We start from the raw sequence: 23803 nt of genomic DNA on the forward strand, positions 1-23803 counted from the left end.
ATAATTTTATATTACTGCTATCACAAGTCCGCAGTATGACTTCCCTCCACCGATACCTCCTAGCCCCTGGTATCGTCGTCGCTCTCATGGCGATAGCGTTGATGGGCGATTTTCGTGTAATAGCACATCTGGTTTCGTTCCTTGGGGTTGTGATAGCACATCCGTTTTGGTTCCTCAACACTATCTTCGACATGCGTGTGTGGTTCGTGGTTGCAGTCGCGATCCTCGCGGCCTCGTTGCTGCTGTATCTGCTGTCGCTATTTCGGGAAGATTCCGATGCGCTGGTCCATTCAGGCCGATCTGTCGAGGCACTGATCCCTGTCCACAATGAACCCGAAGTAATGCATCGCTCGGTAGAACACCTGGCAGCCTCAACCTACGAGGACCTCACTATCACGATCGTCTGCGAACCGGATGATCAGCCCTCTATCGATCGGGCTACCGATTTGGCTGCCGACCACGAGCGAGTCAAATATATTCTCAGTCGTCGGCCGGGATCGAAGGCAGGCGCACTCAATAATGCCATTGAACGCAGCGATGCTGATGTGATTGCGATGTTTGATGCTGATCAGGAACCCCACCCGAGGCTGATCGCCCATGGGATGGCCGCGTTACGAGAACATGACATCGCACGGGTCCGGAGCCTCCCACGGCCAACAGGCCTCATCGAATCGATGGCATACTATGAGTATCTACTGCTCTTTTTCTTGCCACAGAAGCTCGCTCGCTCCCTGCTGGGACTCGGAATCGTTGGCACCCGCAGTGTCCTGATCGAGCGATCGGTCTTCGATGAGGTGGGGCAATTCGATGAAAGAGCACTGACTGAGGATATGGACTTCACTCATAGGTGTAACCAAGCCAATCTTTCTATCCGAGAACTGTTGTACTATCCCTGTTACGAGGAGGCAGCACACACGCTGCGAGACTGGTGGGGCCAACGGGTTCGCTGGATATCCGGTCACGTCTCCATTTGCCATCGCCACATCCGCGACTGGCGCAATCTGCATGATCCGGCATTCCTGAGTTCGTTACTGTCACTCGTGGGGACGTTCGCTGTCGGGACACTCCTCTCAGTGACGGTTCCGGCACTCGTGCTAGCTGCTCTCGCTCATCCCAGCCTCGTCGCTATGGGCTTGGCTGGCATCTACGGCATCACACTCACAACCCGTGGAATCGATAACTATACTGCCGGCACTGAGGGGTTTGATCTCGCGTGGCTGCTCATCCCGGTCGCACTGACGCTCTTCGGACTCGTCGTCGTGCAGGTCGTCGTCAGCTATGTCATCGGGCAGGAAGTTAACTGGTACCAAGTGGAAAAACACGGGTGAACGGACCGTTGACTTGGTTGCGGGACTACTCGATTTCTCGCTTTGTGTCTCATGGGAGTACCATGTATCGCTGTGATTCCGAAATGTGTTCGGAATGGGGAACCACGAAACTTCCGGGCGTAGCTGTTCGGTCCAATGAACCACGAATAGTGGGCGAAGAATGACCGTCAGCTAGGCGTTCGTGAGTGGATTCTGGTTGATACCGGCTGTGTGGATACGACTGCTGTGGAACGGAACTGCAACTGAATGACCGCGTCAAGATTCTGATGGTGATCGATGATTCAACTGTTTCACCGCCGATTCCATGGGTTACGCCGATCTCCCTCAAACTTTATCACCTTCTCTTGAGGAAATCGTGCTGGTCCAGTTTGCCAGTTCCCGGTGACACCTGACGTCTTCAGTGAACTCTCTTGAGTTGTCGTTCGTTATAGACCGACGACCGATCGAGCGACAGACAAGCAAGTAGCCAGACAAGCAAACAACCGCTTTCGTGCTGGGTTTCTGTTAGCCGTAGAGTGTGAAAGCCTTCTCAGAGTAGTGTGAGCAAGCCGGCGACAGCTTCATCTATCGACATCAGCTGTCTCCGGATCGTTCTGTTCGGCTGCTCTCGTTCCTTCACCAGGGATTTCTGCATCGTCCATTAGGAGAACGCGCCGTTCGGTGTATTCGAGGCCGTTTTTGCGCTGACGCTTCCGTTTGATTGCGAGCCGATTCTTCGAAAGATCGAGTAGAGCGTCGATCGTCCTCGAGACGAGCTTCTTCGCATAGCCATCACTGATCCCTTTCTCTTGCCGACGGATCCAGTGTTTCATATCGCTAGCCGAGACGTATTCACTGACGCCTGTACTCCCTTTCTCCCACGGGTTATCTCCTACTCCTGGGTCGGTGCGTGCCTTCCAGAGCTTTGCTGCAAGGCGTGAGGGCAGCGAGGACGTGGTTGCATGGAGCATGTCGTCGTCCATCTTCGCAAGTTGCTGAATCGGCAGCAGATCGCTGTGTGCGAGCGCGACATCGCTGCCACGATCAAGTGGATCATCACTCTCAGGCAGACGGAAGTATTGTCTGCCGTCGTCTTTCTTAACCCGCTCAAGGCGACCATCAGCAACGCTGATCTCGCTTTCGTCGACGTTCTCCTCGAGCAAATGGGCGCCCTTCTCGAGTTCACGTGCTTGGAGCTCGCCGACGCGGTCTTTGTTCGCGTTGAGTTTCTTTTCGTGAGCGTCTAGGCGAGCCTCGATCGGCGTCCGTGTTGCTTCGAGTTCAACGACGCGTTCCTCAAGGCGATCGTTCTCCGTCTTGGTCTGTTCGAGTTTGGTTTCGAGTCGGTCGAGGCGTGTCTCCTTCTGCTCGAGGGCGGATTCGAGGGTCATGATCCGTTCTCGAAGTGGCTCGAGTTCATCTTCCAATGCCTGGGTCGTCGCTGTGTTCGGTCCGGATTGCTCGGAATTTGTGCTCATGGATGATGTCGGTGATTGCAGTGTGGTCGAAAAACCGGTGCAACTGGGTGCGCTGTTGCTGTCAGTGGGTGTGGCGAGAGTGGCCGGTCGCAGTCGAGATGTGGGTGATCGATGCCACTTGTGGAACCACCGTAGTCCCGTTCGTTGCGGGCTGTCGGTGGCTAGGTATCGTTCTCGGCGATTCCACCATCAGCGAGCATTGCAGGCCGATCGTCTGGGGAAGCTGGCCGAGAAGGCCGATAGGCACACTGCTGGCCGGGATAGTATCGCTGTGCAAGAACCTTCGCGGCGTTGTGATCGGCGTAGACGCCGTCGACGTGACAGTCCGGGTTAGTACACCGGAAGGTCTTGTTCAGCGGCCGTTCACCCAGAACACCGCAGGCGTGGCACTCTTGGGAGGAGAACTCTTCTGGAACTGTTGTGACTTCAATACTATACTCGGCGGCGATCGTGCGAAGCCGGCGATGGGCTATTGGCAGCAGCCACGAAGTGCCTCGATGAGCGTCAGGGTCGGTGACCCACGCCCAGAGGTCAGATTTGAAGTGACTATCCTCGGTAACCAGAACGGGATGTTCGTATGCGCTCGCGTACTCACAGAGTTCTCGAGCGGCAGTGTCGATCGCCTCGATGAGGACAACTCGACGGTCCTTGACGTACGCCACGATTGTATCCCGGTCGAACTCGCTGCCAAGTAGGGCGGCAGTCTGTTCGCGAAGCGCGTCTAACTGAACACAGAGGTCGTCGCCGCTGATCGTGTAGGCTCCTTTCCAGTCTGGCATTTGCACCGGACAGGCGGTGTAGAGATTGTACTCGCCGAGGTCGACCCCAACCGCGGTGGGATCGGACTTATGCATCGCGACCACCTGATGAGGGCTCCGCTTCGAGTGCGTCTGGAGCAGGCCCCTGGTTAGCGGTCGTTTCGCCATCGGAGTCGATAACCGCTGATGTGTCAATGGCCTCCTCGAGGTCGGTCTCGAGGCAGTCCTGTGTCTCTCGCAATCGAGCGGCCCAAGACGCTGCTTTGTTTGTCGAGATGCCGGGGACTTGTTCCCAGTCGAGCTGTTCGTGGCCAGTCGCGAGTTTCTCAAGGCGGTTCAGTGTTCGGTGACCGTCGATCTGGCTCTCAAGGTCGGCCGGGGAATGTTCGTCATCGCGGTCTTCCATGGGCTGGCTTCCGCCCGCCTTGACCGAGTGATCGCCCATCGAGTTGTCCTGGTCACCAGTCGGGTTGCGCAACTGGACACAAACGTTCGAAATCGGTTCGCGACCGGTTTCCCGCCACTCGCCGTCGTGGTGTTCGTGGGTGATCCGCCACGTTTCCCCGCCCGTGTCGGGGATGATCGTCATGCGACGGCGACGATTGTCGATCGTCCGGTACTCAAAGATGAACTCGAGTGGATAGTCCGCAGTATTTCCCATCACTACACACCCCCCATCGGCAACCGGCTGGTGCGGTGCGATATTACAGGCGTCTGCAAGCTGGTGGGTACGTTTCTTGAGAAGTGCGTGTGCGGTGTCGGTGAGCGTATACTCGTTCGTGCGACGGTCGAGTTCAGATTTCTTGAGGAGGTTCTGGTCGACGAGGTCGTCGAGGTTCGGGTAGAGTCGGCCGTGGTTGACCTCGCCGTAGCGCGTCTCGAGGTCGGCTTTGATTGCGAGCCCGTAGGATGGGTCGGCACTGTTCTTGAGGCGGGCGATCGCTGCAAGGATATCGCGTTGGAACGCAGTGAGATCGGCCCAAGTCGTGTCGTCGGCGGGTTGGTTGGTGTTCTCGAGCGATTCCTCTAGTCGTTCGGGACCTTCAAGGCCCCGTGAAGTGTTGTCGGACATGGCTTCCGTACCGCGTCTACGGGAGCCGTTGCGAGCTGGTGTCGCAGCACCGACTCGCATTTTCCGCATTGGTCCAACCAATAGTTGGGGTTGCGGAATCTCCCGTTATCCAACCAATCTATACCCCATCATAATAAACTTGGCTACGATATCGTAATGCAAAAACTTCGATATAGTAGCCTATTTCTGACACTTCGAAGGATGTAAGGATCTGATCTGTGACTTCGAAACAATGAGAAAACCCGGTAGTTGGATGCAAAACCCGACTGATGAGCGGATTCTAGAGGTTCTTGACACCGGGTTAATGCTTGGACCAACTGCGATTGCAAAGAATATCGACAAACATCGCGTCACAGTAAGTGGTCGCCTTAGAGAACTCCGTAAATATGGTCTCGTCGAGTGTCCCGAAGAAGGCTATTACGAGATCACCGATCTCGGTAAGCAATATCTTGAGGGCGAGCTTAACGCGGGCGAACTTGAACCGGTCGGAGACACTGAATAAGGATCTCTGCTTAGGTTACCTACTCAAGACGCGGTTAGTCTGTTGGTGAACACAGACTCTAGATTTCGCACCGTCTCATGATGATCTGAGATTCAGTATGTGTGAATGATAAATTGGAGAAACACTATGGAAGTCTCTACGGTGCATTCCGGTTATACACACGATTGGTCCGCGCTTGTGTGCACATTTGAGAAGCGGAGTTTGGCATCTCGCAACCCCTGGGGACCCCACAGGGAAGAAGAAGACCCCGAGGTCACCAATCGGTTATAGTATTTAATTCAAGCAGACCGGTCCGCCATATGACGAAGGCAGTGAACAGAACGATAACCCCGTTAATTACCATTCCCACACTAATCGTTGATTCTGAAGCCCCAGTGTCATATAGTAGAGATAGTGTCGTATCGGCATAGGTAGCAAAGAGGATGCCAAGTGTTAGAAACCCAATAGCAGTATTCACTTTGTTTTGACTTTGTATACGTTGATCTTCTTCATTCATCTGAACTTGTTGCATTTTCCGTTGATGGGCGATCTTAAACCCTTGATTGCTCAGTCCAACGCGATCATCAAGATCTCCCCCGACCTCATGCCTCTGAATTAGCCCAATATCATGAAGGTATCTGAGAGAGTCTATAATCTCGCTAACACTCAGTCCCGTTCTTTCTTTGATCATTCTCACCCTATTAAATTGGTTTTTAGTATCATAGTCCTCTGGTCGTGTTTTTTCTTCTTCTAAGTATTCCACGTCCAACATCAACTCATCTCCACATTCATACATTTCCTCAAGTACAAGAGCCCAATTTGGCTTATCAGTCATAGAATCCACACATCAGTCAACATAGTTGCCTTTTTCTAAATGCTCGCGGAACAAGTCATGACTCGTATTTATATTCGGGAATTGGAATCTATCGACGTAGCTACTCAGAAGGTGGGTGAAACATGATCAGCGGTTCCCAAACCTATAGGATCAGTCTATCTAACGTATTGTCTATGAAACGCTCAGTTTGGAACCATCGATTAAGATTACATCTACCAAAGATAGTGAGTGCTATTACACTGCTAATCTTCATAGATCACTCTCTACAATTAGGGAATCTTATGATCGATTGGATCGGGGTTGGGTTATTGATATTGATAATATTTGCACCCTATGCACCCCACTTTCGTAGACTTAGCTTAGGTGATATTGAGATGGAAATCGCTCCTGAAATTGACAGAGTGAAAGAAAGGCAGGAAGACCAACTTAACCAAGAATCACAAGACCGTGAACAAACATATCGTGACAATCAGATCGAAGATGAACTATACTCTAGCTTAGAAGAAGGGCCGCTAGTTGCAGTGTCCAATTTGAGGCACATTATTACAACATATTTGAAAAATATCGCAAAGCGAGAGGAGTTAGAGTATCAAGGAATTAATTCACAACGGTTAGTGAAGGAGTTAAACCAATGAGATGTGATTGATGACAATCTCGCACAGACTATCACTGATGTGATCTCTCTTTGTAATAATGCGATCCACACAACCGGCATCAACCATGACAAAGCTTTAGAAATTATTGAGATTGGAAAGTCTGTCTTATCAGATATAAAATGGAGATATCATGAAATAGCTGTCACACCTTCAGAAGATGTTGAAGAGGGTTGAGTCACCCGTTGAGCTTCGCTAGTGACTGGGTCGAGACGTTCCTCCCAGATGTTCAGAAGTTGCGCTGATCACTCTCAGTCGTCAGCCTCACTGTCACGAACTACTCCGACCGGAGCGCTCGTCTGTTCGATCGGTCGCTTACGCCAGACGACCGTCCCGTAGACGACAAGCAGGGCCTCAAGAATCAGCGCCCCGAAGATCACCCACGTCCAGATCGGCAGGCCGAACAGCGCCTGTGCGTTCCAACTCGACGGGGCGTACCATGGAACGATGAGTGTGAGCACGATTCCGAGTCCGACCCAGAAGGACTTTTTCTGGCCGGGAAGGACGTATCTGACCTCACTTCCGTCACTTCCGTCCTGGTACTCGACTGCGTTGTACCGCAGGATCTCTCGCGTCTGTCTCGTTTCATCGGTCTCGCCGGTCAGGTAGCTTCCGCCGACAACTACGACCGAGTTCACTGCAAACCCGATAATTCCGGGGTTAATACCGTAGACCTCACCGTTGCCCACAAAGTAGATCCCCAGTGCGGTGAGACAGCCGACGACGATCCCCGTGACTACGAAGTCGCTTTTTATTCGGTGCAGATACAGCCCGAAAAGGAACGCCGGAGTGGCTTGGAGCAGGAACTCGAACTTCAGCTGCACCCAACCCCAAATCGTGAGGCCGGGAGTGAACGCGACGACGACAGCAAAGGCCGTGAACACGGCGATTGACAGCCGGCTCGCGTTGATTACCCGCCCGTCGGACGCCGCGGGGTTGAGAAAACGCTCATACATATCTTTCGCGATAGCCATTGAAAGAACCATTACTGTGGCTCCGGCCGTCGAGAGCGTCGACATGATGATGCCGAGCGAGATGAGCGATGGAAACAGCGTTCCCCCGCCGGTGTTAGCGTACGTCCCCATCAGGTACGGGACGACGCGCTCGGATTGTGACTCCACAAGCCCCGGAAACACCCCGGCCCCGACGAGACCGACTACCCACAGGATGAGCGCCACGAACAGGAAAATCGGCGCCTGGATCCGGAAGGTTCGTTGTAGATCGCCCGTGTCCTTCACACTGAGGTAGAACTGCTGGATGTGGATGTACGTCGGAACGCCAAAGAGGATGAGGAGCACAAGGCCGTACCAGCCCCGCATCGTCGATGCATTGGGGAGCGTCAGTTTCTCGGGCGCAGTCTGCCAGACCGACTGGACCTGGGTCGTGAACCCACCGTTACTAAGCTGTCCGATGATGCCGAGTAAGAGACACACCGATAGGAGCATTAACAGTCCCTGTACACCCGCGACGATCGCAGTCCCCCTGAATCCACCCAAGGCGACGTAGACGAAGATCACGGCCGCAAAGACGACAGTAACGACTTGATACGAGAGGATCCCACCAGAGGCGACCTGGCCGAGATACCCCATCGCGATGAACTGTTCGATGAACTGGATAAACGTTCCCCAGATCATCAGCAGCAACACAAGGAAGGCGACTCTCGAGTCGAACCGGTGTTCGATATAGTCGATCGGAGATGTGTAGTCCCATTTGCGTCCAAGGTTTATCAGCGGCGGCGCGATGATTAGCGCACCGATCAGCCCAGCGATCATAAACTGCGGGAAGACCAGAAACGCCGCTCCGGACCGGTAGGTCTCCGCGGGGTGGCCGATGAACGAGCTTCCGCTGAAGACGCTCGCGAACACTGAAAGGGCGATCACGACGAATCCCAGCGACTTGCTCGCGGAAAAGAAATCAGCCGTGTTGTTTCCGATGTTCTTCTTCGCAGAGTACCATCCGATGGCGATCAACGCCGTGAGCGAAACAGCGGTTAGAACAACGATCACCCATCCCAGCGAGGCTGTTTCCGGTTCGAGACCCGCTTGGAGGACGAACGATCCGGTGCTCATTATTCCCTCCCAGTCGCCTGACGTGGTTTCCTACCCAATTCAATTCCATTGTTCAACATAGATGTGGTTTGATTATGAAGGTATAAGATGATTGTACCGACACTTGTTGGCTTTTTATATGTTCTCCCACACAACAATGAATGCTCTGTTGAATTTCCAGATCGTCTCGGGGCTAAATCCGGATATCTAGGGATTTTGGTGCCGCCTTTCGATTACCACCCCTGTGAATGGATTATTTTTATAAATTATTATACACATATGGAACATCATATCTGCGTGCGCCAAGTGCACGCACGTCCGTTATTTGCATCGCTTTTTCAGAATGAAGTCTGTCTCTGAATCATCCGTGATTAGGAATCAGAAGAGTTAGCCACTTTATCGATGAAGAATCGATCATTAGTAAGAGAACATTTTCTCCGTCTGGCGTTCAACAAGACAAGAACGAACGATCGACGTTGTCTGCGGGAACTCGTCGGCGCTACTGGAGGTCGCCAGCGAGCGCGACCGCTCCGCCGAGTTCAACGGGACCCTCGCGGTCGAGGAGCGAAAGCAACTCTTCGATGTGTTCATCCGTAGGCTCGACACCGGCGCGCCGGAGGAGGATACGCGCGCTCGCCTGTCCAGTTCCCTGGCCGAACACTAAGTGGCGCTCGCCGCCGAAGCGTGCTGGGTCATAGGGCTCGAAGACGCTCGGATCGTTGAGCATGGCGGCCGTGTGAAGCCCCGACTCGTGGGTGACGACGGCCTCGCCCAGGACGGGCTTCCGGGGATCGACCGACTCCTTGAGGTCATCAAGGACGCGCCGGCAGACAGGGACGAGCCGATCGACCTCAACTCCAAACTTTTCGTCGTGCTCGATTGTCCCGGAGACCACGAGCTCCTCAAGCGCGGTGTTACCCGCGCGCTCGCCAATCGAGGCGACGCTTACGTCGGCCTTTGCGACGCCGGCCTCATAGGCTATGAGCGTGTTCGCTGTCCCAAGTCCTAGATCATCGTGGAAGTGGACACCGACGCGGTCGAAATCGACCGAGCCGTCGAGCGACGCGAGCAGCTCCTGGACGAACTTCGGAACCCGCGCACCCACGGTGTCAGCCAGGTTGATGAACTTTGGTTCGGGGAACCGCTCGAAAAAATCGACGATGCCGGCGGGGTTGGTCCGGAAGGCGTCGATGAGCGTGACGTGGACTGTCGCCCCCCGGTCGATTGCATGGGAGATCGCCTCGTTGGCCATTCCGAACGCCTCCTCGCGGGTTGCGCTGAGTGTGTGTTCGAGGTGTCGATCCGAAAGCGGCAGGATCACCTCGACAATGTCTGCTTCGGCCTCGATTGCGGCATCGACATCGCCAGTCAGAGCGCGCGCGAGGCCGATAGTCTCGGCCGAAACCGCCCCTGAGAGACGGCGTGTCGCTTCGTAATCCTTCTCGCCGGTGATCGGAAAGCCCGTTTGTATGTACGGAAGCCCGAGATCGTCGAGCGCGCATCCGGCATCAACTTTCTGCTTGACTGAATAGTCGCGATCGGGCATCTGGTCGCCCTCGCGCAGCGTTACATCGCTGAGCAGCATCATACGACCTCCATCCCACGAAGCTCCTCGTAGCGCTCGCGCCGAACGTCGAGTTCCTCGAGGTAGACCTCCTCGTTGTGCTGGCCATGACGCGGGCCGGCGTGGACAACTCTCCCTGGGGTGCGCGAGAACTTCGGAACTGTGTTCGCGGTCCGAAGCGTGCCCAGATCGTCGTCCTCAATCTCGACGATGTTGTTTCGGGCCGCGTACTGCTCGTCCTCGAAGATGTCGCCCATACTATAGACCGGGCCGACAATGGCGTCTGCGGCTTCCATCTCAGCGATCGCCCGGTCAGTCGTGCGTTCGCTGGTCCACTCCTCGATGACCGCGTCGAGTTCGTCGGCGTTCTCGACACGGTCCTTGTTCGTCTCGAACCGCGGGTCGTCAACGAGTTCCGGGCGGCCAATGGCGTCCATGACGTTCTCGAAGATACGCTGTGAGGACGCAGACAGCGTAATGTGGCTGTCGGATGTCGCGTAGACGTTGCGTGGGGCGGCGCTCGAATGGTGGTTGCCGGTCCGCTCACACTCCTTGCCGAGCCGGTCATACGCCTCGATGTCGCCGAGGAACAGCCGGAACAGCGGTTCGTAGAGACTCACGTCAATCACCTGCCCGGTTCCGCTTGCGCCGATGTCGCGCTCGAATATCGCGAACATCGACGCCTGCACCGCAAACTGTGCTGCGGTTAGATCGGCGAGACTAATCGGTGGCAACAGCGGCTCGCGGTCGGGAAATCCGTTGATATCGGCCCACCCGGATATACCCTCGGCGATCGTTCCGAATCCGGGCTTCGCCGATCGAGGACCCGTCTGCCCGTAGCCCGATAGACGAACGACGATCAGCTCTCCGTTTTGACCGCGGAGCGTTTCGGGGCCCAGATCCCAGCGTTCGAGCGTGCCCGGCCGGAAGTTCTCGAAGAGTAGGTCCGCGTCGTCAATCAGCTCGAATAGCAGCTCGCGGCCCTGCTCGGTGCTCAGATCAAGCGTAATACACCGCTTGTTCCGCCCGGCCGACTTCCACCACAGGGAGGTCTTACCGTCGAACGGCGGCCATTCTCGGATTGGATCACCGTGCTTCGGGTGCTCGATCTTGATAACGTTTGCACCGAAGTCGGCCAGCTGTGCGGTTGCAAAGCCGCCACTGATCATTTCGGTGCAGTCAATCACGTCGAGACCGGCAAGCGGCCCCTGTGTCGTATTCTCACTCATCGGTGCGTATACTAACTATATGGATTGATAGTGGATGAATAAAAACCCAACAAGTGTGGGTTATTTATATTCCATGGGGATGAAGTGGAATTCCACATGCTCACTGCAACAATCTACATTGACCTCAACGATGATTATGCCCTCAGCGAGCTGCAACCGATCCATGACGAAACCTTCGTGATGTACAAGTTCGAAGTCATTGACGGGGAGACGATCAAATTCCTCATCGACGCGGGCGAACACCGTGAAAGCATCGCGGCAGTGCTCGACGGGAACGATGCGGTGTACTCTGTCGAGCCGATCGCAGAGTCCCAGCTGCTCATCACGAAGCGGTCATCGGGCGTAATCCCGATCATCCGTGAAAACCATGGGATGTTCCAGCGGATGAACGAGTTCAACGGCACTGGCCGAATGTTCGAGATCGTCGTCTTCAATCGCGAGGATCTGAAGAACATCATCGACGGGCTACGAGAACTGGGCTCTGTTCGGCTGGAGCGGCTCAAACCATTCGCAGGCTATTCGTCCTCGTTCTCAACGCGCCAGGGCGAAGTACTCGAACTCGCCTACGAACACGGCTACTTCGACTGGCCGCGGGAGACGGACGTAAAGACTCTCGCCGATCAGCTCGACATCAGCCACACCACGTTCCTCGAACACCTCAGGAAGGCTGAAAAGAAAGTCATCGGGGAAACGCTCAACGGTGGGACCACGGCACCGACTATACTGGAGGATATAGGGAACGCTCAATCCGACCGGTAGACGGCACTTCGACGTGCAGTCTGGGCCAGAATCAGGACATCCAGCAGGACCGAAATAGGAACGGGACAATCATTTCCGAGGCTCTGATAAACGAAGGTGACATCCTCCCCGCCGTTTACAGTAGTTGCCGATTCGACTCGACGGCCGAGCGAAGTTAGTTGATGAAGCGATTTGGATTGTGAAGCTGCGATGATCTAGGCGCTACGGAGATGGAAGGAGCAAAGAAACGCCGCCAGCAGCGGCGTTTCTGAGCGTTTCCACTCAGTTATGGCGTGCTGACCGATAAGCTCGGTCGGATCAATCAACCGCTATCCATAATCAGTCATAACGACGAATTCCTGGAAGAGATGCGTCGAGAGCGGCGGTTTCTCTGGTACAGCACCAGCTGAGACGAGCACATTTGCGAGGATCCACAGATTGTACATCACAACCGCGAACAGGAAGTAGAACAGCCGCACCGAGAATGTCGGCGACGACGTTCTCGGGAGAAAATCATCGATCTGCCGATAGGAGGTTTCAATGACTCACTCACTTGGCAAACAAAACTCATGCGCTATCCAGTAATTACAGCGGTAGCGAGTCGAAAGCCATCCGTTTACGGGTGAGATGAAGCCGACAACTGGGAATCTATCCACGCTCGTAGCTACGGCTGGGGTAATATTTTTACGTAATATTTTTATCTGAATGAAATCTATTCGGGGAGGAATTCTTCTATGCCATTTCGCATGAATGTCAAATCAGCCCCTAGTAGAAAGAATTGGAAACCCTGTTCCATCCGTTCAGCTTGAATATCTGACCTCCGGCCCGCAATACCGGGGAAAACGTCTTTTTCAATCGCCGCATCAAGTACGCGTTCAACAGCTGTGTTTACTTCTGGATGATCAGTCTTTCCAGGATATCCAAGTGCCGACGAAAGATCGTTTTCGCCAATAAAAGCAACGTCAATCCCATCAACTGTAAGGATTTCCTCAATCGACTCAACAGCGGAAGGTGATTCAATCTGAATCACGACGAGCGTTTCCGCATTTGAGTTGTTCACATAGTGATCAAAGCTCTCACCGTAGGCGTTCGCCCGCGTGGTGCCAGCGACACCACGTTTTCCGATCGGTGGGAAATGGGTCGATTCGACAATATCCTCCGCATCTGTGACGGTTTCGACACTTGGTACAATTACCCCCTGTGCACCAGAATCGAGAGCATGCTTCGCTGCTCCCGAAACTGCTTCTTCAACAGAAGGGAGCCGTACTATTGGTGTAGCGTTTGGCTCGATTGCTCGAATAAGTGTCTCGACGTGTTCCGGTGAATACGGAGCATGTTCTGTATCAATACCAATCCAGTCCGTACTCGTCTGTGAGAGTACTTCTGCCGCACGGGGACTGTGAGACAAAAGCCATGCACCGACAACGGAATGTCCTCGCCTGAGTTCAGATAGAGTGTGGTTTGTATCGAGCACATTCACCACTTCGAGAGGCTTCTAAATAGGGTATAATGTACCGGTAATATCACATCTCCCGAACTGCAATATTTCATTGGATATCATGCATGACAAATCCATCTAGCCGACCTCTGGTGCGTGAAAGTTCGGCATGGACGATAATCCACCGAATCAAATTCATCGCGTTGTCCGACGGCTGGTTCGGCGTGCGAACGAACTCGTCCGAATCAGCCGGATCACATCTGTAATCGAGGGGATTTCTGTCGTTCAGGCTTCTAGCGGAGCTGAACACACCCTCAATTCGTATTAATAACCAGGCGGTACAACCTTTTACCTGTGTCAACATTCGTTGTCGTCGGTGGTGACGCCGCCGGAATGGCAGCAGCCAGTAAAGCGAAACGCGATGATCCCGAGATTGATGTCGTCGTCTTCGAACAGGGCAAGTGGGTCTCCTACGGCGCGTGTGGACTCCCGTACTACATCAAAGGCGAGATTCAGTCGCTTACAGATCTCGTGGGCCTTGTTTAGACGCCAGAGAGACGACTCACTTCGGCAAACTAACCTATTTCAAAGCCAGAACTGAGCAGTGTGCCCTCTCGTCTCTCTCAATTTACGGATCGCCTCGTAACGTTGGCAAAACGCGCTGTCTCTGGCGATGCTTCACCACCGGTCAAGAAGGGCAACGGTGGCTACGCTGACTGGGTGATCATTGTGATCCACGGTCTCCGCGAATACCTTGATCTGGCTCTGTTGAAACCCTCAACAGGTGATGGTTTCTGCCTCGTGGTGGTCAGTACAGAGCGTGAATTGCGCAGTGTTTTTCACCTTCAGCAAATGACTCCCCTCATGGTCTCCCGCGACACGAGAGAAACCGCGCTCCTGGTCGCCGTCGCCGTGATTGGCTTCCTCGCTGCCAATGCCCTTGACGCGCCGGACGTTGTGACCTGGGGCCTCCTCATCAGCATCGGCGGGGTTGGCCCTATTATCCGCAACGAGTGGCGCCGTCGACAGGACACGTGACGAGTTAGTTTTCTCTCGATACGCACGTCTACTGAACGGCTGTTTCACTCTCAATTGTGTCTGGAGAAGAGGATTTCAACAGAGCCCTTGATCTGCCATATCGACGGCTTCTCGATGTCCTTCACGAGATGCATGGCATCGTCGAGAAACTGAATCTCGAAATGAGCGAGCTGCCAGACTTTACGACCGTCTGCGCACGGAAGCAGCAGCTCAAGATGGCAGTCTGGCGAACTCTCCTTCGACTCTCCGCTGATCTCCACGATACCGGTGACGTACAGGCTATCGACGCGACTGGCTTCGACCGATACTCTGCTAGTCGCCACTACGCAAATCGGACAGACTACACCTTCAGATCGGTAAAGGCGACAGCGTTGGTCGACTGCGAAACCAGCACCGTGTTAGACATTCATTGTTCGATGAAGCAGCCACATGACACCCGCGTTGGGCGGCAGGTACTCACACGGAACCTCGACCGGCTACAGACCGTGACCGCTGACAAAGGGTATGACTGGAACGATCTCCGCGAAGAACTTCGGGAGGCCGACGTTCGGCCAGTGATCAAACACCGAGAGTTCTCCCCGCTAGATATGGCGCATAACGCTCGCCATGACGACGATACCTATCATCGAGGGTCAATCGTCGAGGCTGTGTTTTTCGCGCTCAAGCAGCGGTACGGCGACATGCTTCGGGCGCGGACGTGGTTCGGGCAGTTCCGTGAACCCGTTCTGAAAGCGGCTGTGAGAAATGTCGAACTTGCTCCGTAACTTCGGTCAGTACAGCATGTGTATTTATCGAATTGCAGGAGAGCCATCCGTATCATTTGCATCGGCTATCCACTGCGGTTGCATCGGGAGGATGTCCGACGGCAAATCGTTCATGTCGAAGAATCCGACCTCGAGGGCTTCCTCTTCGTCGGCCTCGGGTGTCCCCCCCTCGATGGTACACCGAAAGCAATTCGTGACGAAGTGAACTGTCTTGCCTGAGGGATACGAAAACACCTGCTGTTCCGGGTGTGAATAGACGCCCATCAACCGCTCAACCGCTATTTGCAGTCCCGTTTCCTCCTCAACCTCCCGTGTGATAGCGTCCCCGACTGGTTCGCACCGTTCGACCGTGCCCGTCGGGAGCGCCCACTGCTCTTTGTCGGCGCGTTTCAGCAACAGCACCTCATCTGTGTCATTCACTACGACAGCAGCGACACCCGGACGTATCTCGTCCGGCCACGAATAGGGAGGTTCCTCCCACGTGTCGGTTGTGTCCGTGAAGAGGTTTGCAAGCGTCGAGATCGTCAAATCTGGTTGCTGAAGATCACGAGCAGATGCGGCAATCGGTTCGTCCTCGGCCACCAGAATCCCGGTGAGCCCCGCACGGTGGGCGCCGAGAACGTCCGTGGCAGGATTATCGCCAATCACGACCGCTTGCACGTCGTCGGCCAGCCCGTCAAGAGCCATCTCGAACATAAGCGGCTCGGGTTTGCCAACGACCGTCGGCTCTGTCCCCGCCGCAGCTTCGACTGCTCGGACAATGGCCCCGGCCCCGGGTACGGGCCCGTCTGGGGTCGGGAACGACCCATCCGGGTTCGTCCCCACGAACGTCGCTCCCCGATGGATGTGTCTCGCCGCCCGCTGGATGTCTTGATACGACGTCTTCTCGTCCGCGCCGACGACCATCGCATTGGGATCGTCGTCCGTGACCTCGATGCCCTCCTCTTGGAGTTCGATTTCCAGCCCTTCGCTACCGACGACAGCAGCGGTGGTCACATCCTGTTGGGAGAGGTAGTGGGCGGTCGCCCAGCCCGACGTGATGATCTCGTCTTCTTCCGCGTCGATCCCCAGTTTGCGAAGATTGTTCGCGATCGTCTGACGCTGAGGGCGTGGGTCGTTCGTCAGGAATCGTAGTTCCTTGTCCCGCTCATCGAGGCGATTCACCGACTCGACCGCCTCCGGTAGGGCCTCGTCCCCGAGATACACTACCCCGTCAAGGTCAAGCAAGAACGCGTCGAATTGCTCAGAAACCATGCCAATTTGTAGCACCATCAGCCACTTGTATCCTTTTGGAGGAGGTTACAGCCGCAGTTTAACTGAGCGGCTGATTTGTAGCGTCATTAACGAAAGGAACGGGCTGTTGCTCCGCGTCTAAACAAGGCCGATCTCGTGTCGATAACACCGGAAGAGTTCCGGCAAGAACGGGATATCGACCTGCGAACCGAACACGAGGTCGTAAATATCGATCCAGCCAATCGGACTGTTACGGCGCGTAGTGGTGATGAGGAGATCGTTCAGGAGTATGATCACCTACTCGTGGCAACCGGTGCGGAAGCAGTCCTGCCGCCGATCGATGGGTTCGACCGCACTGGTGTTTTCACGCTCGGCTCGATGTCTGATGGGAAGGACCCCTGGGAGTACGTCGGGCGGGCACGGTCTGAGGAGGATCTTCAGCAACCTGACCGTGGACCGGCTTGCCAGTTCCTCGAATCGTGTACCGGGCCTGTGGGAATCGTCGGCGGGGGGTATATCGGGATCGAGATGGCGGAAGCACTCGCGGCCAACGGGTTCGAAATTCATCTCTTCCAGCGTGGCGATCGCATCCTGAAGCAGTTCAGTACGGCCACCAGCAAGGCCATTCTTGATCCTCTCGACGAGCAAAACGTTGTCGTCCATCTCAACGCTGACGTGCAAGCACTTGAGGGTGATGACGAGGTCACCGCTATTTCAGCGACTAACGACTACGTCCCGGTCGAAATGGTTCTCGTCGGAACAGGCGTCCGCCCTCGGACAGCCCTTGCTGAGGACGCTGGCATCCAACTCGGCGACACGGGAGCAATCGCGACCGACGCCTATCGGGAGACGAATCTCCAGAACGTGTATGCAGCGGGTGATTGTGCGAAGGCCGCACACGTCGTCACCGGCGACCCGGCGTACATACCCTTAGCATTGACTGCCAACCGACATGGGCGAGCTGTCGGTCAGACGATCGCTGGTGAGCCGACCGAAGGAGGTGGGGTCGCGGGAACGGCAGCGATTAAAACGTTCGAACTCGAAGCAGCCCGAACAGGAATCCTTGACCACGAGATAGCTCGCGACGCTGGGTTCGATCCGATAACGGAGACGATTGAGGCCAAGTCCCGTGCTGGCTACTACCCAGAAGGTGGGACCGTCCAGGTAACGCTCACCATCGACCGGTCATCTGGACGGGTTCTCGGTGGCAGCCTCGTGTCCGAATATGGAGAGGGTGCCGTCCATCGAAGCCACGCCCTCGTGGGGGCAGTAACTGAAGGCATCACCGTCGGCGAACTTTCCAACTACGATTTGGCGTATGCGCCTCCCTTCAATACGACGTGGGATCCTATTCTCACCGCTGCGAAGGTAATTGATGGCCAGCGCTAAACGGATCTACTCTCCGCACAGCAGTTCAAGAATAGCCCAATCTCTCTGTTGGAGGTTTCAGCCAACTTCGGAACTCCCACTCATAGTCATAACTGTGGTGGGAGACTCTGCAATGGAAGCTCACTTCTCGATTCTCGTCAGAGTAGAGCTAGTAACTGCCAGCTCCACGATAGAGTCCCCAGAGGTTAATCAGACTGCGGACGTACTCCCGGTATGGTAGTTCTCATCGGCACTCGAGACGGTGTCTACCGCTCAGCAACTGTCCCAGTCGGGAACACCGACCAGGTCCTCGACAGCGGTAACACGCCTCGTATCCGCACGTTCCCCGCTGTTGACGGCGTGTTCGCCGCAACGAAATCGGGACTGTACCGTTCAGTGGACGAAGGGAAGACGTGGGAGAATCTGGATGTTCCACGGGAGGAAGTCTACTCGGTCGTTGCGAGTCCGGATGGTGAGCGCCTCTATGCGGGCACTCACCCGGCGCATCTCTACGTGTCGACCGACGGCGGCGACACATGGGACGAACTCGAAGGATTCCAAGACCTCCCGTCGCGCGACCAGTGGCATACCCCACGCCACCGTAACGAGGCGCACGTCCGAAGCCTCGGCGTGCATCCGGAGACGCCCGACCGCATAATTGTTGGCGTCGAGGTCGGCGGCGTCCACATTAGCGACGATCAGGGCGAGACGTGGACCGAGCGCCGCGACGGTGTTCACGACGACGTCCATCACGTCCTCATCTTCGGCCCGGACGAGTACGTCGCATCGACAGGTGATGGCCTCTACCGAACACAAGATGCGGGGCAGTCCTGGACGCGACTCGATACGAGGCTCGACAATCGGTACTTCCGCGAGGCTTTCGCGTTCGATGGCCGGCTCTACGCGGCAGCTGCACGAAGTTCACCAGGGGCGTGGCGCGGCGAGAATGGTGCCGATGCAACACTGGTGGAATCGTCGGATTCCGGTAAGACGCTGGAGGCTGTGTCCTACCCAGGGAAGCCAGAAGAGGTCATCCTCGCATGGACTGTCATCAATGGGCACGTGCTAGCAGGCACGAATGATGGTCGACTCATCAACCGAGACGCGGATGGGTCATGGGTCGATGCAGGACTGGTGTCGGGGAGTATCCGTTCGCTCGCAACCCGAGAGTAATGCATGGACGACCACGAAACTCGACGGACCGCGAAATTCGGGCGATGACCACTCGAATCATAATCCAATAACCTGGACGGTGATGAGGCGTCCACGCATGTAGAAGGAGAGAATCGAGTAGAATAGTCGGTACTTGAGGAGAAGGCTGGGGAAGTTGAAGAGGCTGAACACAGGGTTCGCGAGGAGTCCGAACACGACATGGCCCAGGAAGGTAGGAACCACGATCATGGCGACCATGGGGGCATGCACGTTGGCCACGAGCAGATGTTCCGGTGACGCTTTTTCATCTCGACGCTCCTTTTGATACCTGTTCTTCTTTACATCGAGACACCTTTTTGTGGATGAAACCACATGGATATCTGGAAGACATCTACTTATCACCCCATTCTTCTGTCCACTCCTCGAGTTCGTCGAATACCGGACAGAGCGATTCGCCTTTTGCTGTGTGTTGAAGTACTCTTCTTTAGTTATCTACCCGCGTGAATATACTGCTCACTACACGTACATACCGGTCATCAGCTTGAAACCCGGGAAAGTAACAAATCAGCAGTCTGCTGTGCTTGATCTACAATTGACTTTTCACCAAGGGTGAGTACCTCGCGATCACGCATGAGTATTTGTCCATCACAGATTGTATGCTTGACGTCACTTCCAACTGCTGCGTAAGCTAGATGACTAACTAAATCATGCTGAGGCGTCAAATGTGGTTTTTCAAGGTCAATAACGGCTAAATCAGCAGGTTCACCTTCTTTAATCACACCTGAATGGAAGCCTAGTGCTGAAGCACTCCCCTGAGTCATCATTTCAACCACCAATTCTGCGGGAACAGCACCTGCATCATCAGCGGCAAGTTTACCGAGCATAGCAGCATCACGCCCCTCATCCAATAACGACAGGTCGTTGTTTGCGGCTGCACCGTCTGTTCCAAGACCGATCTCTACTCCTGCATCCCTCATACGCTGGATTGGGGCCATCCCGCTGGCTAACTTCATATTTGAGGCTGGACAATGGATTACACTCGTTCCTGCCTCAGCTAAGAGATTGATTTCATGTTCATCAACATGAACTCCATGAGCAACAAAATCTTGAGATTCTAACATTCCGTGATCTGCCGCATAATCAAGAGGACGAACACCATAATCCTCAACTATCGGTGTAACCTCATTCAGCGTTTCATTAGCATGATAGTGGATTGGGATGCCCGCAGCACGGGCTTTAGGGACAAAATCATCGAGGTATTCACTTCCAACCGTGACCAAAGAATGTGGCATAAACGCAGTTGATATTCGCCCATTTGCGGCACCATCATATTCTAGTGCGAAATCAAGACTTTCCTTAACATCTGCGAACGCATTTTCATCGCCCTTTCCTGTAGTGACGATTCCGTGGCCAAGCCGGGCTCGTACACCGGCTTGATCGACTGCATCAACGATTTTTGGAACATGAAAGAACATGTCTGCGAAACCAGTTACTCCAGACTTGATCATCTCGAGCAGGCCGAGTTTTGCACCAATGTGAACGTCGTCTGGAGTCATTTTGCTTTCAGCTGGCCAAATATCCTCTTCAAGCCAACGATCCAGCGGCTTATCATCTGCATACCCCCGAAGAAGAACCATGGGGACATGGGAATGACCGTTAACAAACCCGGGTGTCACCAGTGAGTTTGAAGCCTGAAGCGTTTTCTCTGCTGTGAGATCAGATCCGATTTCGACAATTGAACCGCTATCTTGATCTACCAACACATCTGCTTGTGTTACCGACATATCGGGTAACAGAACTCGTCCGCCAGTGATTAGAAGTGAAGCCATTAGGTAGACTATATATCTGAGAGATATTACAATTTTCTTTTCGTACGCTCGAAGGAATCCTTGTACTGATTATTAGAGCACTCAATCAAATGTGGACGGTACAGCAAGGGCGAGCTCACGAACTACTTCCACCAGTGGCGTGACCGAACGAATGCATCGCCTTTTCACTTGAGTCGAGAGTTCGGCATCTGACCGTGCGACAGAGTAGGACCTCTCCACTTCCTTACCACTGTTAGTGTAATAAAACGGGTTCCGTTTCACTGATAGCTAGTTCAGTCGTCGCCAAGTGTAATGAGGGCAAAATTGTTACGCTTGTAATTCCCCTAGAAGGTGTCATAGAACGGTTCTCATACCCTTACTGCACTACTCGGCGGTGGGGCAGAAGTCTTCACAGACTCTGTAAGTGCCGATTTTGGTTTTATGAATGATCAAATTTTCCACTGTTGTCCTACTGAAAAGGTCAGCTGACTCGGGCTCGTTTATATGGGTGACTCAGTCCAAGATCCGCTGAAGCAGGCCTTGAGACGNTGTCCTACTGAAAAGGTCAGCTGACTCGGGCTCGTTTATATGGGTGACTCAGTCCAAGATCCGCTGAAGCAGGCCTTGAGACGTATTCTGCCCCACCGCCTGGGGGATTTACTATCGGCTGGAGCAACTTCACAAGGAGCGATATGGATGAAATCGCTAATCTCAATATCCAAGCGCCTGTACCAGTAGTTTAGCGGTGAATGTTGACTGAGAAGTTGCGACGCCGCAGCGCTCGGCCAGTCGCATCTGGCGAGCGTACAGGGTGATCGCCCACACGTTCTCTGGGTGGCTCTCCTACTGGTTACACGGAGAGGAGTGTCTATTGTCAACCCTTACAGAACTATCTTAGGTTGAGTATCTTGGAGTTACACTACAACTACTGTTGTTAGATATTTCCATTGGTTATATGGTCCTCTTTGTAGTTGGTTGACGATACATCATGGATCCTGCAAAATCCCACTTACGAGATTTGTTGTTCGGGCAAATGAAAGCGCAAATCCTTAGAACCGGGATAAAACTGGGCGTGTTTGTGGTTATTGATACAGAACCCAAATCTGCTGAGGAGATTGTCACGACACTAGATATCGACCCAGATCATGGATATCGACTCCTTAGAGCTCTTTCTTACTTAGATGTGTTAACTGAATCTAATGGAATGTTTTCATTGACGTCTGCGGGAGAATACCTCACTGAAGATCATCCACACACGTTTAAGGATTATTTCCTTTTTGAGGTTAGCCAGACAAATTCTTCACTCTGGCCACACCTCCCGTCCTCAATTGAGGATGGAGAACAGAACACATTTGTTCGTGAATTCGGGGAGCCATTATTCGATCATTTGGACTCAAATCCAGAAGTTGCGACCTTGTTCAACGATGGAATGGAAAGTTATTCTCGGCTCCATGGAGCTGAAATACAAGAGTTACTAAATGGCATCGAAATCACCGAAAAATCGCATGTTTGTGATATCGGTGGTGGGTATGGCTATTTACTATGTACGCTTCTTTTTACACATCAATCTCTTACTGGTACTGTATTCGAACAGCCTGAAATTGTCGAACACGAGACACAGCACCTAGCAACAGAGTTTGGAGTTGCTGACCGCTGCTCATATGTTGCAGGGGATATGTTCGAAGCAGTTCCGAGTGCTGATGTCTACTTCCTTAAACACATAATTCATGACTGGAACGATACCCAAGCCATCCAGATCCTCACAACAATACGGGAACATGCACCCGATGATGCGCAATTGGTTCTTATTGAGCACGTGCTCCCCGAGTCGAGTTCGCCGCATTTTGCCTCACTTTATGATATGCAGATGATTGTCTGGACTAACGGTCGTGAACGGACGCCTGGTGAGTATGCATCATTGCTTGAGCAGAGTGGGTGGGAATATAATGAAACTACATTCGATGAAAACGATCTATTGGGTGCTGTCAAGGCAACTACTATGCCTTGTTGAACGCAAGACTGCGTCGGGGTAGGTCGATTATCGAAGTAGGTCAGTTACTCGACGAAACTCGTGAAGAGCCGAACGCACGTATTACGCACTCTACTGAGGAACACCCGCGGATTACGACCGAGACGATACGGCTGAGCGAGGTATCCGGTAGCCCCCAAACGGCTTCTGTAGACTCCGACAGGATGGCGCTACAAAAAGTCACATTAGAATACGATCTGGATCGTGATGGGACGGAACTGGGGACTCACGGTATCTCAGATATCATTGACGACGGCACCGATGTCGTCGTAGATGCCGTCGATGCTGGAGTAAGCGTTACCTTGACTGGGATTGGCACATTCAGTGACTGGAACTACCTTGAAGGGAATTTTCAAGGTTTCTCCGATAGGGGCGCGAAGGCACTGAACAACGCCTTCAAATCGGCCAGCCCGTTTGTAACGGCACTATCTCATTTCGGAGAAAGTGGTGAAGTTAATAGTTGTAGTGCCTGTATTGCAACCGGACTGGTCGCAATTGATGTTGGCGTCGGCAAGGCTACGACCGCTGGATGCACAGCGATCACTGGCGGTGTCGGTACGCTCGGCTGTGCGGTGTTCTTTAATACGCTCGCCGACTTGGCCGTTCAATACGGCGCAGAAGAAGGGTTACAGAGAGCGTGCGAAGAAGCCAGCCTTTGTTAAGACACCTATCAGATCACGTAAATTCTTGCTCTAATATCTCTTTCTACTATATAAATAAATGCTTAAGAGACTTCAAATGGAGGACTGATCTCCCGATGTTAGGTAGGACCGATGATTTCTGGGCGCATAGTCGTCCTGTCGTGCTCCT

19 protein-coding genes and 5 pseudogenes are annotated in these 23803 nt (G+C 53.8%); 12 read left to right on the plus strand and 12 right to left on the minus strand.

Annotation, left to right across the window (positions count from 1 at the left end):
• Positions 1 to 35: 35 nt before the first annotated feature.
• The gene (locus C484_RS18205; RefSeq protein ID WP_006827361.1) at positions 36 to 1328 is read left to right on the plus strand and encodes a glycosyltransferase; all 1293 of its coding nucleotides are present in this window, start codon (positions 36 to 38) and stop codon (positions 1326 to 1328) included.
• A gap of 560 nt (positions 1329 to 1888) precedes the next feature.
• On the opposite strand, the gene C484_RS18210 is transcribed toward C484_RS18205, so the two are convergent.
• From C484_RS18210 to C484_RS23930, 3 genes are all read right to left on the minus strand, one after another.
• Positions 1889 to 2785 carry a hypothetical protein gene (locus C484_RS18210; protein ID WP_006827362.1) on the minus strand — a complete coding sequence of 299 codons (897 nt, stop codon included), beginning with the start codon at positions 2783 to 2785 and terminating at the stop codon, positions 1889 to 1891.
• A 161-nt stretch (positions 2786 to 2946) separates the two neighbouring features.
• Positions 2947 to 3639, minus strand: coding sequence for a zinc ribbon domain-containing protein (locus tag C484_RS18215; RefSeq protein WP_049915690.1), 693 nt, complete (start codon positions 3637 to 3639; stop codon positions 2947 to 2949).
• Positions 3632 to 4615: a PadR family transcriptional regulator gene (locus tag C484_RS23930; protein WP_006827364.1), complete on the minus strand. Its 984-nt coding sequence runs from the start codon at positions 4613 to 4615 to the stop codon at positions 3632 to 3634. The genes C484_RS18215 and C484_RS23930 overlap by 8 nt, the downstream gene beginning before the upstream one ends.
• 253 nt (positions 4616 to 4868) lie before the next feature.
• On the opposite strand from C484_RS23930, the gene C484_RS18225 reads away from it, so the two are divergent.
• Positions 4869 to 5117, plus strand: a complete 249-nt coding sequence (locus C484_RS18225) for an ArsR/SmtB family transcription factor (protein WP_006827366.1) — start codon at positions 4869 to 4871, stop codon at positions 5115 to 5117.
• Between the two features lie 253 nt (positions 5118 to 5370).
• On the opposite strand, the gene C484_RS18230 is transcribed toward C484_RS18225, so the two are convergent.
• The gene (locus C484_RS18230; RefSeq protein WP_006827367.1) at positions 5371 to 5931 is read right to left on the minus strand and encodes a hypothetical protein; all 561 of its coding nucleotides are present in this window, start codon (positions 5929 to 5931) and stop codon (positions 5371 to 5373) included.
• 374 nt (positions 5932 to 6305) lie between these two features.
• Here C484_RS18230 and C484_RS23235 point away from each other — a divergent pair, with 374 nt between their 5' ends.
• Complete coding sequence (locus C484_RS23235; RefSeq protein WP_152422754.1) at positions 6306 to 6566, plus strand: hypothetical protein; 261 nt, start codon at positions 6306 to 6308, stop codon at positions 6564 to 6566.
• A 3-nt stretch (positions 6567 to 6569) separates the two neighbouring features.
• Positions 6570 to 6761 (plus strand): hypothetical protein, encoded by a 192-nt coding sequence (locus tag C484_RS23240; protein ID WP_152422755.1) that lies wholly within the window; start codon positions 6570 to 6572, stop codon positions 6759 to 6761.
• Positions 6762 to 6835: 74 nt separating this feature from the next.
• On the opposite strand, the gene C484_RS18240 is transcribed toward C484_RS23240, so the two are convergent.
• The 3 genes from C484_RS18240 to C484_RS18250 form a co-directional block, all read right to left on the minus strand.
• Positions 6836 to 8653, minus strand: coding sequence for a sodium:solute symporter family protein (locus C484_RS18240; protein ID WP_006827369.1), 1818 nt, complete (start codon positions 8651 to 8653; stop codon positions 6836 to 6838).
• 478 nt (positions 8654 to 9131) lie between these two features.
• Positions 9132 to 10220 carry a LeuA family protein gene (locus tag C484_RS18245; protein ID WP_239641014.1) on the minus strand — a complete coding sequence of 363 codons (1089 nt, stop codon included), beginning with the start codon at positions 10218 to 10220 and terminating at the stop codon, positions 9132 to 9134.
• Entirely contained in the window at positions 10217 to 11425 is a 1209-nt protein-coding gene (locus C484_RS18250; RefSeq protein WP_006827371.1) for a CaiB/BaiF CoA transferase family protein, read from the minus strand. The genes C484_RS18245 and C484_RS18250 overlap by 4 nt, the downstream gene beginning before the upstream one ends.
• Positions 11426 to 11521: 96 nt before the next feature.
• On the opposite strand from C484_RS18250, the gene C484_RS18255 reads away from it, so the two are divergent.
• Entirely contained in the window at positions 11522 to 12184 is a 663-nt protein-coding gene (locus C484_RS18255) for a helix-turn-helix domain-containing protein (RefSeq protein WP_006827372.1), read from the plus strand.
• Between the two features lie 308 nt (positions 12185 to 12492).
• Here the strand turns inward: C484_RS18255 and C484_RS24485 are convergent.
• Positions 12493 to 12705 (minus strand): annotated as a pseudogene (locus C484_RS24485) (transposase); the annotation flags it as partial.
• Positions 12706 to 12875: 170 nt separating this feature from the next.
• The gene (locus C484_RS22580) at positions 12876 to 13637 is read right to left on the minus strand and encodes an HpcH/HpaI aldolase family protein (protein WP_006827374.1); all 762 of its coding nucleotides are present in this window, start codon (positions 13635 to 13637) and stop codon (positions 12876 to 12878) included.
• A gap of 357 nt (positions 13638 to 13994) precedes the next feature.
• Between C484_RS22580 and C484_RS18260 the strand changes: the two are divergent.
• The 3 pseudogenes from C484_RS18260 to C484_RS18270 all read left to right on the plus strand — a co-directional run.
• A pseudogene (locus C484_RS18260) lies at positions 13995 to 14141 on the plus strand (FAD-dependent oxidoreductase); the annotation flags it as partial.
• Positions 14142 to 14207: 66 nt separating this feature from the next.
• A pseudogene (locus C484_RS25210) lies at positions 14208 to 14360 on the plus strand (IS5/IS1182 family transposase); the annotation flags it as partial.
• A 365-nt stretch (positions 14361 to 14725) separates the two neighbouring features.
• A pseudogene (locus C484_RS18270) lies at positions 14726 to 15403 on the plus strand (IS5 family transposase); the annotation flags it as partial.
• Between the two features lie 24 nt (positions 15404 to 15427).
• Here C484_RS18270 and C484_RS18275 read toward each other — a convergent pair.
• A complete protein-coding gene (locus C484_RS18275; RefSeq protein ID WP_394295321.1) occupies positions 15428 to 16657 on the minus strand; it encodes an HAD-IIA family hydrolase in 1230 nt (409 codons plus the stop codon).
• A gap of 132 nt (positions 16658 to 16789) precedes the next feature.
• On the opposite strand from C484_RS18275, the pseudogene C484_RS18280 reads away from it, so the two are divergent.
• Together C484_RS18280 and C484_RS18285 are read left to right on the plus strand one after the other, a co-directional pair.
• Positions 16790 to 18025, plus strand: a pseudogene (locus C484_RS18280) (FAD-dependent oxidoreductase); the annotation flags it as partial.
• 213 nt (positions 18026 to 18238) lie between these two features.
• Complete coding sequence (locus tag C484_RS18285) at positions 18239 to 19177, plus strand: WD40/YVTN/BNR-like repeat-containing protein (RefSeq protein ID WP_006827380.1); 939 nt, start codon at positions 18239 to 18241, stop codon at positions 19175 to 19177.
• Positions 19178 to 19234: 57 nt separating this feature from the next.
• Here the strand turns inward: C484_RS18285 and C484_RS23245 are convergent, their stop codons facing one another.
• Together C484_RS23245 and C484_RS22585 are read right to left on the minus strand one after the other, a co-directional pair.
• Positions 19235 to 19528 carry a hypothetical protein gene (locus C484_RS23245; protein WP_152422757.1) on the minus strand — a complete coding sequence of 98 codons (294 nt, stop codon included), beginning with the start codon at positions 19526 to 19528 and terminating at the stop codon, positions 19235 to 19237.
• A 164-nt stretch (positions 19529 to 19692) separates the two neighbouring features.
• Positions 19693 to 20985 (minus strand): amidohydrolase, encoded by a 1293-nt coding sequence (locus C484_RS22585; RefSeq protein ID WP_006827381.1) that lies wholly within the window; start codon positions 20983 to 20985, stop codon positions 19693 to 19695.
• A 967-nt stretch (positions 20986 to 21952) separates the two neighbouring features.
• On the opposite strand from C484_RS22585, the gene C484_RS22590 reads away from it, so the two are divergent.
• Positions 21953 to 22975, plus strand: coding sequence for a methyltransferase (locus C484_RS22590; RefSeq protein WP_083867385.1), 1023 nt, complete (start codon positions 21953 to 21955; stop codon positions 22973 to 22975).
• A gap of 182 nt (positions 22976 to 23157) precedes the next feature.
• Positions 23158 to 23655 carry a hypothetical protein gene (locus tag C484_RS18305; RefSeq protein WP_006827383.1) on the plus strand — a complete coding sequence of 166 codons (498 nt, stop codon included), beginning with the start codon at positions 23158 to 23160 and terminating at the stop codon, positions 23653 to 23655.
• Positions 23656 to 23803 lie beyond the last annotated feature (148 nt).

The organism is Natrialba taiwanensis DSM 12281, from assembly GCF_000337595.1.
GTDB classification, from domain to species: Archaea; Halobacteriota; Halobacteria; order Halobacteriales; family Natrialbaceae; genus Natrialba; species Natrialba taiwanensis.